General features: G+C 67.7%; 10 protein-coding genes. 2 read left to right on the plus strand and 8 right to left on the minus strand.

Features of this window, described 5'->3' with window-relative positions; translation table 11 throughout:
• Positions 1-242 (plus strand): hypothetical protein (locus LC490_RS20230; protein ID WP_223621375.1); only part of this gene is annotated, 242 nt, incomplete at its 5' end.
• Here LC490_RS20230 and LC490_RS20235 read toward each other — a convergent pair.
• The 8 genes from LC490_RS20235 to LC490_RS20270 form a co-directional block, all read right to left on the minus strand.
• The gene (locus LC490_RS20235) at positions 223-837 is read right to left on the minus strand and encodes a TetR/AcrR family transcriptional regulator (protein WP_051884589.1); all 615 of its coding nucleotides are present in this window, start codon (positions 835-837) and stop codon (positions 223-225) included. The genes LC490_RS20230 and LC490_RS20235 overlap by 20 nt on opposite strands.
• Positions 834-2,291: an efflux transporter outer membrane subunit gene (locus LC490_RS20240; RefSeq protein ID WP_223621376.1), complete on the minus strand. Its 1,458-nt coding sequence runs from the start codon at positions 2,289-2,291 to the stop codon at positions 834-836. Before LC490_RS20240 ends, LC490_RS20235 begins: the two co-directional genes overlap by 4 nt.
• A complete protein-coding gene (locus tag LC490_RS20245; RefSeq protein WP_223621377.1) occupies positions 2,284-5,499 on the minus strand; it encodes an efflux RND transporter permease subunit in 3,216 nt (1,071 codons plus the stop codon). The genes LC490_RS20240 and LC490_RS20245 overlap by 8 nt, the downstream gene beginning before the upstream one ends.
• 12 nt (positions 5,500-5,511) lie before the next feature.
• Positions 5,512-6,687, minus strand: coding sequence for an efflux RND transporter periplasmic adaptor subunit (locus tag LC490_RS20250; protein WP_223621378.1), 1,176 nt, complete (start codon positions 6,685-6,687; stop codon positions 5,512-5,514).
• A 330-nt stretch (positions 6,688-7,017) separates the two neighbouring features.
• Positions 7,018-7,413, minus strand: a complete 396-nt coding sequence (locus tag LC490_RS20255) for a hypothetical protein (RefSeq protein ID WP_223621379.1) — start codon at positions 7,411-7,413, stop codon at positions 7,018-7,020.
• Between the two features lie 425 nt (positions 7,414-7,838).
• Complete coding sequence (locus LC490_RS20260) at positions 7,839-8,522, minus strand: DsbA family oxidoreductase (protein ID WP_223621380.1); 684 nt, start codon at positions 8,520-8,522, stop codon at positions 7,839-7,841.
• A 108-nt stretch (positions 8,523-8,630) separates the two neighbouring features.
• Entirely contained in the window at positions 8,631-14,168 is a 5,538-nt protein-coding gene (locus tag LC490_RS20265) for an AAA domain-containing protein (RefSeq protein ID WP_223621381.1), read from the minus strand.
• Positions 14,165-15,418 carry a hypothetical protein gene (locus tag LC490_RS20270; protein WP_223621382.1) on the minus strand — a complete coding sequence of 418 codons (1,254 nt, stop codon included), beginning with the start codon at positions 15,416-15,418 and terminating at the stop codon, positions 14,165-14,167. Before LC490_RS20270 ends, LC490_RS20265 begins: the two co-directional genes overlap by 4 nt.
• 324 nt (positions 15,419-15,742) lie before the next feature.
• Here LC490_RS20270 and LC490_RS20275 point away from each other — a divergent pair, with 324 nt between their 5' ends.
• Positions 15,743-17,026, plus strand: a complete 1,284-nt coding sequence (locus LC490_RS20275; protein WP_223621383.1) for an MFS transporter — start codon at positions 15,743-15,745, stop codon at positions 17,024-17,026.
• Positions 17,027-17,490: the final 464 nt, after the last annotated feature.

Consider the following 17,490-nt stretch of genomic DNA (forward strand, 5'->3'; position numbering starts at 1 on the left):
GCTCGCGCCGCTCCTACCCTTTGCTTGCGCAGTTGCTGGGTAGGAGCGGCGCGAGCCGCGACCGCGCAGTAGCCGATCGCTGCGCAACAGCATGGTCGGCGCCATTGCCGAAAGGCGACGGCGCGCATTCGCTCCATCGCAAACAAAAAGGCCGCCCGAAGGCGGCCTTTCGCACCGTCGCCAACTGGCGACGTTTAACCACTCAATCTTCGGCAATCCGATTCATGCCGTCAGCAGGCTAGGCAGAAACTGATCCAACGCCGTCTTCACCTGTTCCACGTCGAGGTCGGGTTGCGAAATCGCCCGCATCGCCAGGCCTTCGATCAGGCATTGCAGAATCAACACCCGCGTATCGACCGCGGCCTTCGGAATGCCGAGACCGCCGTCCTTGGCGCTGCGCGCGAACCAGGCCGCGAGATCGGAGCGGAACACCCGGTCCGAGGCATGGGTGGCGGCGGCGATTTCCTCGTCGCGCGTCGCCTCGGCGGTCAGCTCCAGGAACAAGGCGGCGCTGGTGATGTTGGGATCGTTGGCCTGCCATTGCTGGAAGACTTCGGCGATGCCCGACACCAGGTCGCTGGTCGCGTGCAGCTTGGCGATATCGGCCCGCGCCTCTTCGAGCTGACGCTCGATGATCGCCAGGATGATGTCGTTCTTGCCTTTGAAATACCGGTAGATCAGGCCGGCGCTCATGCCGGCCGTATCGGCGATATTGGCCATGCTCGCCGCATGGAAACCATGCACGACGAAGCATTTCTGGGCCGCGGTCAGGATGCGCTCGCGCTGAGCCAGCGCGCGCGCCTCGGCCTTGGCGGTGGGCTTGCCCGGGGTGCTCATTGGCTGCGCTCGTTCCAGCCACCTCCAAGGACTTTGTAGAGCGTGACGCGATTGGCCTGTTCGGCCCGGCGCGTCGACACCAGGCCCTGTTGCGCGGCATACAGCGTGCGCTGCGCATCGAGCTGGTTGAGGTAGCTGTCGCGGCCGGCCTTGTAGCGTGCGGTCGACAACTGGTCGGCGCGGGTCGCCGCTTCGACCAGGGCTTCCTGCGCCTGGCGCTGTTCGGCCAGGGTCGCAGTCAGCGCCAGCGCATCGGCGACGTCGCGGAAACCGGACTGGATCGCCTTCTCGTACTGGGCCAACGCGATGCCCTGGTCGGCCTTCGCCGAACCCAGCCCGGCGCGCAGCTTGCCGCCCTGGAAGATCGGGATGTTGACCACCGGGTTGACCGTCCACACGCGCGTGTTCGAGTCGAACAGACCCGACAGCTCGTTGCTGGAGCTGCCGAGCAGGCCGGTCAGGCTGATCGACGGGAAGAACGCGGCGCGCGCGGCGCCGATATTGGCGTTGGCCGCACGCAGCAGATGCTCGGCCTGTTGCACGTCGGGGCGACGCAGCAAGACTTCCGAAGGCAGGCCGGCCGGCAAGGCACCGATGCCGGTGGTGCCGTCGGTCAGGCGCTGCGGCAACAAGGCCGCATCGACCGGCTCGCCGACCAGCAGGTTGAGCGCGTTGATGTCCTGCGCGACCTGGCCGGCGTAGCGCGCCGCATCGGCGCGCGCGGTCTCGACCTGGGTGCGGGCCTGGCTGACTTCCAGCCCCGACACCGCACCGAGTTCGCGGCGCTTCTCGGTCAAATCGTAGGCGGCCTGCTGATTCTTCAAGGTCGCTTCCGACACCGACAACAGCTCGCGGTCGGCGGCCAGGGTCAGGTAGGCGTTGGCGACTTCGGCGATCAGGCTGAGCTGGGCGCTGCGGCGGTTTTCCTCTTCGGCGAAGTAACGCTGCAACGCGGCCTGGCTGAGGCTGCGCACGCGGCCGAACAGGTCGAGCTCGAAGTTGGCGATGCCGACACCGGCGGTGTAGACGTCGCTGACCTGACGGTTGTCGCCGCCGCTGCGCTGCAACTCGGCGCTGACGCCGACCGCGGGCAGGCGGTCGGCGCGCTGGATGCGGTACTGCGCCCGCGCCTTCTCGACGTTGAGCACGGCCACGCGCAGATCGCGGTTGTTGTCGAGGGCGCGGCCGATCAGGTCTTCCAGGTTCTGGTCGACGAAGAAGTCGCGCCAGCCGATGTCGGCCACCGCGACGGCCGAAGCCGTCGCGGGGTCGGCCGATGTCGTCGACCCGACGGCCGCCGGCGCGGTGCCGGCGAACGCCTGGGTGGTCGGCGGCAACGGCCACTCGCCCGGGATCGCCGCATCGGCGGCGGGCAGCTTCGGCGCCAGGCTGACGCAGCCGGTCATGGCCAACGTCACCGCGAGCGCCAGGGCATGGGTAGCGAACTTATTCATGGCTCTGCGCTCCTTCCGCGGCAGGCTGCGAAGGCGCAGGGATGTCCTTGGCCGCATGTTTCTTCTTTCTCACGAACAGCTTCTCGACCACCACGAAGAACAGCGGCACGAAGAAGATACCCAGGAAGGTGCCCACGACCATGCCGCCGAGCACGCCGGTGCCGATCGCGCGCTGCGCGCCGGAACCCGCGCCGCTCGCCAACGCCAGCGGCAACACGCCGAGACCGAATGCCAGCGAGGTCATGATGATCGGGCGCAGACGGTCGCCGACCGCGGCCAGGGTCGCCGCGATCAGGTCCATGCCCTTCTCGAGGTTTTCCTTGGCGAACTCCACGATCAGGATCGCGTTCTTGCTCGATAGACCCACGGTAGTGAGCATCGCCACCTGGAAGTAGACGTCGCGCTCCATGCCGCGCATCCAGGTCGCCAGCACGGTGCCGAGGATGCCCATCGGCGCGATCAGCAGCACCGAGGTCGGGATCGCCCAGCTTTCGTACATCGCGGCCAGACACAGGAACACGATCAGCAACGACAACGTGTACAACAGCGGCGTCTGCGCACCGGCCTGACGCTCCTGGTACGACAGGCCGGTCCATTCCAGACCGATGCCCGCCGGCAGTTGCGCGACCAGCTTCTCGACTTCGGCCATCGCCTCGCCCGAGCTCACGCCCGGCTTGGCTTCGCCGTTGATTTCCAGCGCCGAAACGCCGTTATAGCGCTCAAGACGCGGCGAACCGAACTCCCAACGGGTGGTGGCGAACGCCGAGAACGGCACCATCTCGCCCTTGTCGTTGCGCACGTACCAACGGTTGAAGTCGGTCGGCGCCATGCGGAACGGCGCATCGGCCTGGATGTAGACGCGCTTGACCCGGCCGCGGTCGACGAAGTCGTCGATGTACTGGCCGCCCCAGGCCGCCTGCAGGGTCGAGTTGATGTCGGCGATGTTCAGGCCCAGGGCCGAAGCCTTCTGGTTGTCGACGTCGACGCGGAACTGCGGCGTGTCTTCCATGCCGTTCGGACGCACGTTCTGCAGCAGCGCGCTTTGACCGGCCGCGCCGAGGAACTGGTTACGCGCGGCGACCAACGCATCGTGGCCGAGCGCACCGTTGTCCTTGAGGTAGAACACGAAGCCGTTGGAGTTGCCGAGTTCGAACACCGCCGGCGGCGCCAGCGCGAACACGAACGCGTCCTTGATCTGCATGAAGCTGCCCATGGCGCGGCCGACCACGGCGTTGACGCTGTTGTCCGGCATCGGCGTCTTGCCGAAGCTGGTCAACCAACGCCAGCGGTCGCCCCAGGTCGCTTCGCGCTCTTCCCACGACTTGAGCTGCGAGAACGCCATACCGGCATTCTGGCCGTTACCGGCGAAGCTGAAGCCCTGCACGGTGAACAGCGAGTCCACCGCCTTGTCGCCGAGGAACTGCTCTTCGACCTTCTTGAGCACTTCGCCGGTGCGTTCCTGGGTGGCGCCGACCGGGGCCTGCACGATGGTGAACAAGAAGCCCTGGTCTTCCTGCGGCAGGAACGAAGACGGCAGACGGAAGAACAACACCGCCATCAAGGCCGCCATCGCCGCGAACACCATCATGAAGCGGCCGGTGCGGGTGACGATGCCGTGCACCGCGCCCTGGTACTTCTTGTTGCCGCGGTCGAACTTGTCGTTGAACCAGCCGAAGAAGCCCTTGTCGGAAGCGTGGTGCCCCTTCTCGATCTGCTTGAGCATGGTCGCGCACAGCGCCGGGGTCAGCACGATCGCGACCAGCACCGACAGCGCCATCGCCGAGACGATGGTGACCGAGAACTGGCGATAGATCACGCCCGTCGCGCCGCCGAGGAAGGCCATCGGCACGAACACCGCCGACAGCACCAGGCCGATGCCGACCAGCGCGCCGGTGATCTGGTCCATCGATTTGCGCGTGGCTTCGATGGGCGACAGCCCTTCTTCGCTCATCACGCGTTCGACGTTCTCGACCACGACGATGGCGTCGTCGACCAACAGGCCGATCGCCAGCACCACCGCGAACATGGTCAGCATGTTGACCGAATAACCGAACAGCGCGAGCAAGCCGAACGTACCCAGCAACACCACCGGCACCGCGATCGTCGGGATCAGGGTGGCGCGGAAGTTCTGCAGGAACAGGTACATGACCAGGAACACCAGCAGGATCGCTTCGAGCAGGGTCTTTACCACTTCCTCGATCGCCACGCGCACGAACGGCGTGGTGTCGAACGGCGTTACCGCCTTCAGGCCCTGCGGGAACGAGGGCTTGAGCTGCTCGAGCTCGGCCTGGATGGCCTGCGCGGTGGCCAGCGCGTTGGCGCCGGTCGCCAGCGAAATGGCGATACCGGTCGCCGGCTTGCCGTTGAAGCGGGCGATGGTGCTGTAGTCCTCCTGGCCGAGTTCGACCCGGGCCACGTCGGACAGCTTCAACACCGCGCCGCTGCTGTTGGCGCGCACGACGATGTTCTGGAACTGTTCGGCCGTCTGCAGACGGTCCTGCGCGGTGACGGTGGCGTTGAGCTGCTGGCCCTTCACCGACGGCGTGCCGCCGAGCTGGCCTACCGCGACCTGGGCGTTCTGCGCGCGCAGGGCGTTGATGACGTCGGTCGGGGTCAGCTTGTAGGTGTTGAGCTTGTCCGGGTCGAGCCAGATGCGCATCGCGTACTTGGTGCCGAACAGCTGGGTGCTGCCGACGCCGTCGACGCGGGCGAGCGGATCGACCAGGTTGGCGGCGACGTAGTCGGCGATGTCGGCGCCGCTCATGCTGCCGTCTTCGGACACGAAGCCGATCACCAGCAGGAAGGCCGAGTTCGCCTTCGACACGCTCACGCCCTGCTGCTGCACGATCTGCGGCAGCAACGGCGTGGCCAGCTGCAGCTTGTTCTGCACCTGCACCTGGGCGATGTCGGGGTCGGTACCGCTTTCGAAGGTCAGAGTGACGCCGGACTGGCCGTCGGACGAACTGGTCGCCGACATGTACATCAGGCCGTCGATGCCCTTCATGTTCTGCTCGATGATCTGGGTCACCGAGTTTTCGACGGCCTTAGCCGAGGCGCCGGGGTAGGACGCGTTCACCGATACGGTCGGCGGCGCGATGGTGGGGTACTGCGAGATCGGCAGCTGGGTGATCGCAATCGCGCCACCGAGCATGATGATGATCGCCAGGACCCAGGCAAAGATCGGGCGATCGATAAAGAACCGTGCCATGAATTTCTCCGATTACTGCTTCGGCGCGGCGGCGGCCGCGGCCGGCTTGGCCGGCGCTGCGCCCTTTTCGGTCGCGTCGACCGGCATGCCGGGGCCGATTTTCTGCAGGCCTTCGACGATGACCTTGTCGCCGGCCTTCAGGCCGCCTTCGACCAGCCACTTGTCGCCGATGGCCTGGCTGACCTGGACCTCGCGCGGCTCGACCTGACCCTTGGCGTTGACGACCATCGCGGTCGCCGCGCCCTTGGGATCGCGCGAAATGCCCTGCTGCGGCACGAGCAACGCGTTCTGGCGCACGCCGGTACCGACCAGGGCCCGCACGTACATGCCGGGCATCAGGATGTTGTCGGGGTTCGGCACCACCACGCGCAGCAGGAAGCTGCCGGTGCCTTCGTCGACGGTGACTTCCGAGAACGCCAGCTTGCCTTCCAGCGGGTACTTGCTGCCGTCTTCGAGCAGGATCGTCACCGGCGTGGTCGCCTCGGTCAGGGTGCCGGCGGCGATCTGCTTGCGCAGGGCGAGCAGTTCGGCGCTGGACTGTCTGATGTCGACGTGGACCGGGTCGAGCTGCTGCACCACCGCCAGCGGTTCGGCCTGGTTGGCCGTGACCAGCGCGCCCTGCGTCACCGCGGACTTGCCGATGCGGCCGCCGATCGGCGAAGTGATGCGCGCACGGCCCAAAATGACGCTGGCGCTCTGCACCGAAGCGCGGCCGGCGGACACGTCGGCCTGGCTCTGCTTGAGCGTGGCGACCGCGGTTTCGTCGTCCTGCTTGCTGACCGCGTCGATCTTGACCAGGTCGCTGGAGCGGCGCGCATTGAGACGCGCCGAGTTCAACGCCGCTTCGCCGCGCGCCAGGGTGGCGCGCGCGGTTTCGAGATCGGCGGCATAGGTCTTGTCGTCGAGCTGATACAGCGGCTGCCCGGCGCGGACCAGGCCGCCTTCGGTGAACAGACGCTTCTCGACGATGCCGTTGACCTGCGGCCGGACCTCGGCGATCAGCGAGGCGCTGGTGCGCCCCGGCAGTTCGCGGGTCAGGGTGATGGTTTCGGGCTTCAGGGTCACCACCGTGACCTGCCCCTTCTGGCCGCCGGGACCACCGGGACCGCCCTGCTGATCGCCGCCCTTGCCGCAGGCGGCGAGCGCCAGGGCGAGTACGGAAACGGTGAGAATTGCCTTATAGGACATGGACTTGCGCGACGGCATGGGGGAGCCTCAGGACGTTGTGGCGGTCGGACGGACCGCGGCCACTTCAAAGAATGAACGATCATTCTCTTTTTTAAGCCGACTCAGGTCAAGCCGCCCCAACGCCGTTCAGGCGGGTTTTCCATGCGTTTTTCGGGCTTCCGGCGCGTTTTTGTGCAAAGCAGCGCCGAAAGCGCTCATTCGGCAAGGCCGAGCGATCGGGAGGGCTTGGGCTTTCGGCCGAGTCGGCAAAGGCCGGATTGCGGGCGAAGCAGACATGCCGGCATCGGACGCCGTGACGCGGGACCGCGGGCGACTGCCGGCGGTGAGCCATCAACTCAGTGAACGGTCGAGCGCGTCAGCGCGCTCGCGCCGCGCGAGCAGGACATGCATGACGACGGGATTGATCAACAGACAGAGCACGAGCAAGCGCGTGTCGATCAGCCCGAACAGCGGCGAGGTGTAGGACGCGCCGATCAAGAAAGACCACGACCGACTCGGTTGCTTCCACTGCGGCAGGAATCGTCGTGCTACGAACTCGGCGAGTGCGGCGATGAACATGAAAGGCAAAGCCACGATAGGCGCAAAGAGAATGAACATCATCGGCGACATTTCGGGCTGCCGATCGATCGCAAAGTAGTAGAGCGTCCTCGCAATGGACAGCACGACCGTAGCCGTGGCTACGCCAAGCATGAGCAACAGGTAGTAGTTGATGGAACGTAGGCGCACTACGCAATCCGTCTTGGGCCACTGCCGACGAAGCCTATCGGTATGCGGGTGTCTCGCCCTAGCCCCCGGACAACGAAAAAAGAAGCTGGCAGGCGCGGAGCCGTGGCTGGCAAAGAGGGGATGCGACCCTGTTGATCGCGAGGCGCATGCTACGGATCGGACGGGATCAAGACAAGGCTTGATGGCATACGCCCTCGCCACAAGCCGACGGTACTTCGATGACCGGTGCAACCTTGGCAGACTCGCTCAACCCGGCGCATCCCACCCCAGGAATCGGGATTGAGCTTGAATCAACGATGCTGGCGGTAATGGTGATAACGACAACGCCATCCCCGATAGCGAACGGGATGGCGCTGCCGGAGGATTCGACGAACCACAACGAACAAGGGCGCCATCGCGCCCCTGTCCGCCGATAACGCTGGCGATCAGGCCTTGCCGGACACGGGCAAGCCCGCGATCTGCCGCAGCGCGGCTTCGAACTGTTCGACCGGTTGGCCGCCCTGGATCAGGTGGCGGTCGTTGATGATCACCGAGGGCACGGCGCGGATGCCCTGGCTCTGGTAGAAGCGTTCCTGCTCGCGGACGTCGTCGGCGTATTCGTCGGATGCCAGCACCGCGCGTGCGCGGGCTCCGTCGAGACCGGCTTCGGCGGCGGCGCGGGTGAGGACTTCGTGGGCGGACACGTCCTGGCTGTCGGTGAAATAGGCCTTGAGCAGGGCGTTCTTGAGCGCGTGTTCCTGGGCGGCGCCTTCGGTGGCGGCCCAGTGCAGCAGACGGTGGGCATCGAAGGTGTTGTAGATGCGGTCGCGCGCGTTGAACTCGAAACCGACCGCGGCGCCGCGCTGGCGCAGGGCATCGCGGTTCTGGGCGAGCTGCTGCGGGGTCAGGCCGTATTTGTGCGCCAGATGCTCGTCGATGCTCTCGCCTTCGGGCGCCATCTGCGGGTTGAGTTCGAACGGCTGGAAATGCAGTTCGACCTCGACCTCGTCGCCGATCCGGGCGATGGCTTGCTCCAGCGATTTCAGGCCGACCGCGCACCAGGGGCAGACCACGTCGGAAACGAAGTCGATCTTGACGCGCGGCGTCGGGTTGGAGGCGGGCTGGGTCATGGGAAGGCTGCGCACGAGGCGGTTGGAATGAACCTTCACGATGCGGCCTGAACCGATGAGGTTCAACCGGCTCCGTGCCGCACCAGCGGATCGGAGCGTTCCATCGGCTCAGCCCAGCGCGGCCTCCGTATAGCCCTTGCGCAGCTTTTCCTCGACCAGCTTGATGACTTCGCGCTCGGCGCGTTCCGGCGTGTCGAACTGCTTGATCAGTGTTTGCCCGCGCGTGCCGACCCGGCCAAACACCACGGTCATCTCGCCCTCGTACTGACCGATGCGCCAGAACTTGTTCGAGCTGCCCTGTTGCAGCAGGAACTCGCGCAGGACCGGTGCGGCCGTCGGCGTCGACACGGCCGCCTCCGGCACAGCCGTGTCCATCGGCATCGAAACGGTCTCGACCTTGCTGGCGGTATCGTCGGCCACGGCTGCATCAGCGGCCGGCGCTTCCTCGGCCGCACCCTGATCGGCCTGCATGCTGGCTTCGATGCGTTCCAGCATCGCCTGCGGGTTGCGCAACCACTCGCTCGATGGCAGGTCGATCACCCGCCAACCGAAGGCGCGCAGGATGCCGGGGCGGAACACATAGCGTTCGCGCACGTCCACGGGCACCGCCTCGCCGTCGACATCGGGCGCATCGAGCAGGATCGCCAGCGCATAACCTTCGCCGCCCGGGTCGGCGATGCCCAGGTCGCAGCGGAACTGCGAGCGCCCGACATGTTCGTGGACGACATGGCCGCGTTCGCGCAGGGCGCGCAACAGCGCGGCGCGGAAGGCGTCGCGCTTCGGCGCACTGGCGAAGGCCCGCTCGGCGCCGGGGTTCAACGCGCCCAGCACGGTCTGCGAGCGTTCGGATTCGCCGCGCGCGCTGGCCTCTGCGAACTGCAGGAAGGCGCGCAAGGCGGCGGCGCCGTCGTTGTGGGTGTTGGTGATCGCGTCGGCGCGGATCGTGCTGACCACGGCCATGCGGTGCTTGGCACGGCTGAAGATCACGTTGAGGCGCTTCTCGCCGCCGCGCTGGTTGATCGGACCGAAGTTCATCAACATACGGCCGTCGGCGCCGGGCGCGTAGCAGATGCTCAGCAGGATCAGGTCGCGTTCGTCGCCCTGTACGTTTTCCAGGTTCTTGACGAACAAGCCGCAGAACTGGTCGTCGTCTTCGCGCAGGTACTCGCGCTCCAGGCGCATCGCGAAGTCGGCGTCTTCGGCCGCCAAGGCCTCCAGCGCCGATTCGATCTCGCCCTGCTGCGCTTCGGAAAAGGCGACCACGCCCAGGCTCAGGCCGGTCTCGCGGCGCAGCAGCTCGCGCACCAGACCGGCGATGTAGCGCGCCTCGGCCAGGTTGCAGCGGTTGGCGTAGACGCCGTCCTCGACCCGGTGGTGGCTGATCGGCCGCGCCAGCAGCGCGTCGACGCCGGCCACCGCGGCCTGCGCTTCGGCGGCGCGTACGCTCAGGGACTCGTCGACGCGCGCATCGAGCCGGCGATCGGGGATGGTGATCAGGCGGCCATCGTAGAAAGCGGCGTTGGAGAAACTGATCAGCGCCTCGTGACGGCTGCGGTAATGCCAGGCCAGCAAGGTCGCCGGCAGGTTGCGCGCGGCCTGGTTGAGCAGGCTGTCGGCGTCGAGATTGATCGCGATGCGCTCGCCGTCCTCTTCGGCGACGACCTGCATGTCGTCCTCGTCGCCGGCCGCGGAGAAGAAGCTGGTCGGCGGCAGCTGCATCTCGTCGCCGACCACCACCGCCTGGCGCGCGCGACTCAGCGCCGGCACCGCTTCTTCGGTCGGGATCTGGCTGGCTTCGTCGAAGATCACCACATCGAACAGATCGGCGGCGAGCGGCAAGGTGTCGGATACCGACAACGGGCTCATCAGCCAGATCGGTTTCAGGTCGTTGACGACCAGCCCGGTATCGCCGCCGGCGAGTTCGCGGATCGAGCGGTAACGCATGCTCTTGCCGAATTCGTGCTCGAGCTCGCGCCGGCCGGTCGCGTAGCGTTTTTTGAACAGCTTGCCGTCGCTGTCGAGCTGGCTGGCCGACAGCGAGGACTGGCGCACGTGTTCGAGAAAGCTGCGGTGCAGGGTCGCCCGCACCACCGCGGCATTGCGCTCGAGCAGCTGGCGCTCGGCGCGGGCGACGCGCTGCGCTGCATCGGCCAGGGCGCGGCCGTCGAAGCGCGCGAGTTCGGGTTGCTCGCGGTACAAGCGGGCCAGCGCCTCGTCGGCGATCAGGGCTTCGAGTTGCGGTGCCGGCAGGTCGACCTGCTGCATGGCGTGCGCATAGGCCGGACCGGCCTGATGGACCGCGCGCAGCGACGGCAGGAAATCCGGCAAATCGTCGAGGCTCTCGCGCAGGTCGCGGGTCCATTCCGCCAGCTCGCCGAGACTTACGTTGTTCGGCATGTCGAGGCGACCGTCGACGATCTCCTGCAGGCGCACCAGCGGGGCGGCGTACTCGGCTTCGCGGGCGGCATGGGCGAGCGGGTCCGGCGCCGCGCGTAAGCGTTCGAGCAACTCGCGCAGCACCGGCGAGGCCGCCGACGCGCTGGTCCATTGGTCGAGCGTGGCCAGGCAGGCGGCCGCCGCGGGCGTGTCCAGGCGTGCGCGCAGGCGCTCTTCGGCCTGCACATAAGCCGCGTCCGCCTGATGGTGAGCGGCCTTGGCCTGCAGCACCTGGCTATAACTCGGATGCACCGCGTGCTGGGCGAAGTCGTAGCTGCGCGACAGCACGCCGCGCAGGCGCCACCACGACGGCTTGAGCCAGCGCAGCAGCGAGGCTTCGTCGCGGCGCGCGATCGCCAGGGCCGCCTCGGTGTCCTGCACCGAGAACGGCGCGCGCCAGTGCACGGTGCCCTGCCCGGCTTCGGCGCGGCGCCGGTCCAGGCCGTCGAGTTCGTCGCGCTCGCGCCGCAGTTGCGCGCTTGCGGTCGAACCGGCATCGAGCAAATCCGGATGCGCCGCCAATCGGGCATCGCGCAGTCGCCGGGCCATCGACGACGCCTGCACCGCGTCGGCCAGACCCCGCTGAGGATTCAACAGGCTGCTCTCGTCCTCGAATGCGGCATCGAGGCGGTCGAGCAGCGGCTCGCACTCGTCGAGGCAGGCCACGGTCTGTGCATAGGCGCGTTCGTCGCCGAGCAGACCCGCCGACAGGCGCGCGAACGGATGACCGGCGAGGCGATCGAGGCCGAAGCGCTCCTGCAGCAAGGCGCGCAAGCGCTCGCCGGATTCGCGATTGCGCTCCCACACCGCGTAGTCGGGCAGACGCTCTCGTTCGGCCGCACCGATCTCGGCCTGCATCGGCGGCAGCTCGATCGAACGCCGCAACAGGCTGCGCACGCTGCAGGCCAAGCGTTCCGGCATCTGCGCCATGCCGCGCTCGAAGCCTTCGATCCGGCCGAGTTGCGCGGCCAGTTCATCCAGGCTCGCGGCGCGCGACTGACTCAGGTGCTCGTGCTGATGCGGCTGGGCGACCCAGCGTTCGTAACCCTCGCGCAGGTTCTGCACGAAGGCCTTCTTGTCGGTCTGCGAATCGTGGATCAGGCAACACAGCTCATCCAGGCCGGCCTGCTTGAGACGATGGAACACCACGTCCAGCGCCGCGCGCTTCTCGCACACGAACAGCACGCGCTGGCCGCGGCCGGCATAGTCGGCGATCAGGTTGGTGATGGTCTGCGACTTACCGGTGCCGGGCGGCCCCTGGATGATGAAACTGCGGCCGCCGCGGGCCAAGGCCACCGCGGCGGTCTGGGTGGCGTCGCTGGCGATCACGTTCCACTGCTCCGCCGGCGCGATCGGCGGCGGCGCGGCGATGTCGACCTCGCGCGGCTCGATCGAGAACACCTTGTCGAAGGCCGGGTTGGCGGCGCCTTCTTCGATCAGTTGCGCGTAATCGCGCACCAACGACATCTTGCGGTAGTTGAAATTGGCCAAGGTGACCTGGGTCAGGTCGAAATCCCAGGCATAGGCATGGCCGTTGTCGTCCTGCAGGGCGTAAGTCGTGTGCTCGACTTCGTCCGCATTCGCGCTCATGTGCAGCGGGGTCGGCGTCGGGGCCGCACCGACCGCGCCGCGCAGCGGCAAGGGGCTCGGCTGGACGTGCTGGCGGAACAAGGCCAAACCCAGCGGACGGTAGTCGTCGCGTTCGTAACTGAAGTCCGGGCGCTGACCGTCGCTGCGCACGCGTCCGCCGCTGCGACGCTGATACTGCTGCAGGCGTTGCACCGCCTTGCGGCGGATCAGCTCGATCGCCGGCTTGCGTTGCAAGCGCAGCTCGACCCCGGGCTCGGAGGCGCGGATCTGCGCGGCCAGATCGGCATGGATCGATTCCAGCGAGACCTTCTGCAGGTCGACGGTCTCGGGCAGGCGGATGTCGTAGAGCTGGCGCAGGTAATGGCGCAGGGCCGGGTTGAACTCGGCTTCGCCGTCTTCGCACTGGATGACGTACTGATCGCGCACGCCCTTCTTGCGCACCAGCTCGACCGGCAGCCACAAAAGCGGCGAGACCATGCGCTGTTCGGGATCTTCCTTGAGGTTGTGCCAGCGCAGGAACGCGACCACCAGGCGCAGATGGCTGAAGCCGTACTCGGCGCGGTCGCGCCGGGTTTCCTGGGCGATGCGGTCGAGCGCGCCCGGCAGATACGGCTGGTCTTCGAAACGCAGCCAGCGATGCAGGCTGACCGCCTTGCCCGCGATCACCTCGTCGGCGAACTCGCCGCTCCAGGTGCACAGCTGTTCGGGACGGATGCTGCCGAGCTGCAGCACGATCGGCACGCTGGCGATGGTCAGGTTGACGCTGGCCTGGGTCGGGCGGAACTGAAGCAGGCGATTGCGCCGCGACAGGTCGAACAAACGGTCGCGCAGATGCGACAGCACCGCGACGCGGCGCGAGACCTCGCCCTGGGCGCCGGACAGGACGCGCTCGACATCCAGGCCCACCGGCTGATCGCGATAAGTCTCCAGGCGGCGCACGATCGAGGCCAGGTCGGTAGCGCGTTCGTGGCGATTCAGGGCGGTCATCTCGACCACGATCGCGGCGAGCACCGGGTTCAGGCGCGGGTTGATGCGGAACAGGTTCTGCCGTTGCGCGGCGAACAGTTCCAGGTCGTCGCCGTCGTCGAAGTCGAGCCCGCAAGCCAGGCTGGCGAGCACTTGCCCGAGTTGGAAGATGTCGCCGATTTCGTCGTGATGGCCGAGCGCCAGTTCCCACGAGGTATAGCCCGGCAGGTACACCGGATGCTCGATCGGCTGCCCGGCATCGCGCTGGGTTTGCAGGTTCTCGACCCGTGCGCCGTGTGCGGCGTCCTGGGTGACGCGCAACTCGCCGACGATGTTCAAGGTCGAGCCCGGCGGCGGTTGCAGGCGTCGTATCGCGTCCAGTTCGAGCCGCGGCAGGCGTCCGTCGGCTGCGCGCAGGCTCAGGCCCTGGCCGGCGACCTGGACGATATCGTCGGCGCCCAGCGCGGCGACGCGTCCGTGCGCATGCAACTGCGCGACCGTACGGAACAGCGGCAAGGCCAGGAACAAAACGTCGTCAGTGGCCAGCCCGGCCCCGCACTGGGCTTCGACCACCGCACGCAGGCTGCTCGCTTGCGTCGGCAGGGCCGGTTCGTTCGCCGGTCCGTTTACCGCTTCGTTCACGGGCTCGTTCATGCGCTCGGTTCCTTGTCGAGGCGGCGCGCGAGCTTGTCGAGTTCGCGTTTTCCGAGCCCCGCGTCGCGCTTGAGCGCAGCAATGAACTCGCTGCGGCCGCCCATCGTTTCGGCCAGGCGCGCCGCCTCGAATACCGCCGCTTCGCGCTGCGCTTCGTCGATCAGGGCGAAATCCAGCATCACGCAGTGCAGGTAACGGCGCACGCTGTCGTCGATACGTTCGGCGCTCAGTTCATCGTCGCTGGCGACCGCTTCGTCGGCACCCCAATCGGGAAAATAGGCGCGTGCCTGCTGTTGCCCCAGTTCGCCGCCCAAGGCTTCGAGCCGCAGCAGACGGGCGATGAAGCGCCGGGTCAGCGCGCTCAATGCGAGTTGGTCGAGCAGATCGAGACGATCGGCCGACAGCGGGCCTTGCAGGCGCCGGCGCAGCCAGGCATCGGTATCGGCGGCTCCATGCCACCAGCGTTCGACCGCCTGCGCGCGCAGATAGCTTTCCGGATGCGAATGGCCTTCGGAGCGGCGCCCGTCGGTCGATTCGAGCTCCTCGGCCTGGCGCAGGTAGGCCGCCGGATCGACGCTGCCCAGGCCGGTGTGCACCTTGACCAGGATCGCGATCGCCGGCGTCGCCGACTGCGCGGCGATCGCCGCGCCGCGGTCGGCGTAGATCTCGGTGTAGAGGCTGTACAGGCGCGCGCTCTCGGCATGGCTGGCGGCGGCCTGAGGGTCGGCCATACAGTGATCGAGGATGCGCTGCGCGCTGTAGTAGTCGCCGCCGTCGAGCGCCCACAGCCGGTAATGCGCGAGCTCGTGACCGAGCAAGGCGCTCAGTTCGGTCGCGTCGAGACGTTCGAGCACCGGCCCTTGCAGAACCACATGCGCTTCGCCGGGCAGGTACCACAGGCTGGCGCCCATCGCGCCGTCGCTGGCCTGGTACAGGGTCGTCGCCGCCTCGATGCCGAGCCGTTGCATGACCGTGGCGCAGATCGCATGCGCCTGCGGGTGCGATTCCGGCGTCAGGCGGTAGGTCTTGCGCAACAGTTCGGCGCGCAGTTCCTGGGCGTGCTGGGCCTGCACGCTGAGCGAGGACGCCCAGGCCCAAACCTCGGCTTCGGCGCGCTTGAGATACGCGACCAGGGCCGCGTGATAAGGCAGCGGCGCCAGCGCGGGCGCTGCCGGCGGCACCGTCGCACTGTGCGTGTTGCCGCCGTCGGCTGTGCCGATGCCGTCCTGGACCTCGTTGCTTGCCACCACGATCCCGCGCTCCCTCGAATGTCTGAACGCCGCCCCGCGGATCGCGCCGCAGGGGCGACGGCCCGATCACGATACCTCGCATCGATGCAGGATGGTCGCCGCAGCGCAGCGCGCGTGACGGGGCTGCGAAGCGGGCGCGACTTTGCCGCAACTGACCGTTGCCGCGGCGGTGCTGGCGCCGGCGGGTACGACTGGCCACACTGTCCGCTCACCATCGCCTGTCCGCGGCTGCGGACGCGCCGTCCACGACGGCGCCGACGATTCCAGTTTCCCGCGCGCCCGCATGCATCGCATGCCGGCGCGTTTTCTCCGACGAAGCTTGCCATGAGCGCCACCGCCGCCGTTCCCGCCCCGATCGCACGCCCGCTGTGGCAGGGACGCGCCTGGGTGCTGGTCGGCATCGTCCTGTCGGCGTTCACCCTGCGCACCGCGGTCACCTCGCTGACGCCTTTGCTCGACGCGCTCGGCCGCGAGTTCGGCTTCGGTTCGACCATGACCGGCGTGTTCGGGATGGTGCCGACCGCCGCGTTCGCGCTGTTCGGCGTGGCGACGCCGGCACTGGCCCACCGCATCGGCCTGGAACGCGCCGCCCTGCTGGCGATGGCGATGGCCGCGCTCGGCCTGCTCGCGCGCGCCTTCGTCGGCAGCACCGGGCAATTGCTGATCGCCTCGGCGTTCGCCTTGGCCGGCATGGGCATCGGCAACGTCGTGCTGCCGCCGCTGGTCAAACGCTATTTCGCCGATCGCGTCGGCACGGTCAGCACCGCCTACATCACCGTGCTGCAGCTCGGCACGATCCTGCCGGCATTGGCGGCGGTGCCGCTGGCCCAGGCCGCAGGTTGGCGCACTTCGCTGGGCTCGTGGTCGCTGGTGGCGGTGGCCGCGGCGCTGCCGTGGATCACGGTGTTGTGGATGGAGGCGCGCGGCCGCTCGGCGCAAGCGCGCGCGCTGGCGCGGGCCCACGACGATGCGGTCTGCGTCGGCGACGAAGCGCCCGAACTCGGCACGCCCGCGGCCACCACCCCGCCCGGCCGGGTCTGGCGTTCGCCGGTCGCCTGGGGCATGGCGCTGATGTTCGGCATGACCTCGCTGGTCACCTATTCGATGTTCACTTGGCTGCCGAAGCTGCTGATCGAAGCCGGCGGCAGCCCCGCGCTCGGCGGCAGCATGGTCGCGCTGTTCTCGACCCTGGGCATGATCAGCGCGCTGTGCATGCCCGCGCTCGCGGTGCGCATCGCCAATCCGTTTCCGATCGTCATCGCCTGCATGCTGGCCTACCTGGGCGGCTTCGCCGGCCTGCTGCTGGCGCCGATGCACCTGACCTTCCTCTGGGTCGGGCTGATCGGCCTGGGCCCGAGCACCTTCCCGCTGTCGCTGACCCTGATCAATCTGCGCACGCGCACACCGGCCGGCTCGGCCGCGCTGTCGGGCTTCATGCAGGGGCTCGGCTACACCCTCAGCTGCCTCGGCCCCTTGTTGTTCGGTTGGCTGCACGACCTCAGCCACGGCTGGGCGTGGCCGTTCGCGATGCTCGGCGCCTGCCTGTTGGTGCTGGTCATCGGCGGGCGCCTGGCATGCAAGCCGCGCATGCTCGAAGACAGCTGGTAACGCGCGCCTTGCGGTTCCGGCGGTTGCGTCGAGCCTCGACCGCAGCGAACGTGGTTTCAAATACTGCGGGCGCCGCCCAGGCGCGCTGACGACGGTGCTCCGTTTCGTACTCTCACCACGCATCGCGATCCCACGACGAGCGCCGGACGGCCGCTGTCTGGCCGTCAACGAATGGCCTTGGTGCGCAGCGAACGCGGCGCCATTTGATAACGAGACGGCGCTGCCGGTCTGAACCGGCGGCGGCTGAAGCGCACACCGGGCGCGGCTTGTTTCCACGCGAATTCCTCAGCGAACGAAGCGCTTCAACGAAGCGAAAGCGCTCCGGTGAATCGATCCTGCCCGTGCCAGCCATCGGGTGCGACCGCCGCCGGTGATCCTCATGCACGACGCATGACGCCGCATCGGGCCCGGCAGTGCGCAACGCATTCATCGCAGTGAAATATTCGCGTCTACAGCGCACCACA

This window comes from Lysobacter sp. ESA13C, assembly GCF_019970005.1.
GTDB classification, from domain to species: domain Bacteria; phylum Pseudomonadota; class Gammaproteobacteria; order Xanthomonadales; family Xanthomonadaceae; genus Lysobacter; species Lysobacter antibioticus_B.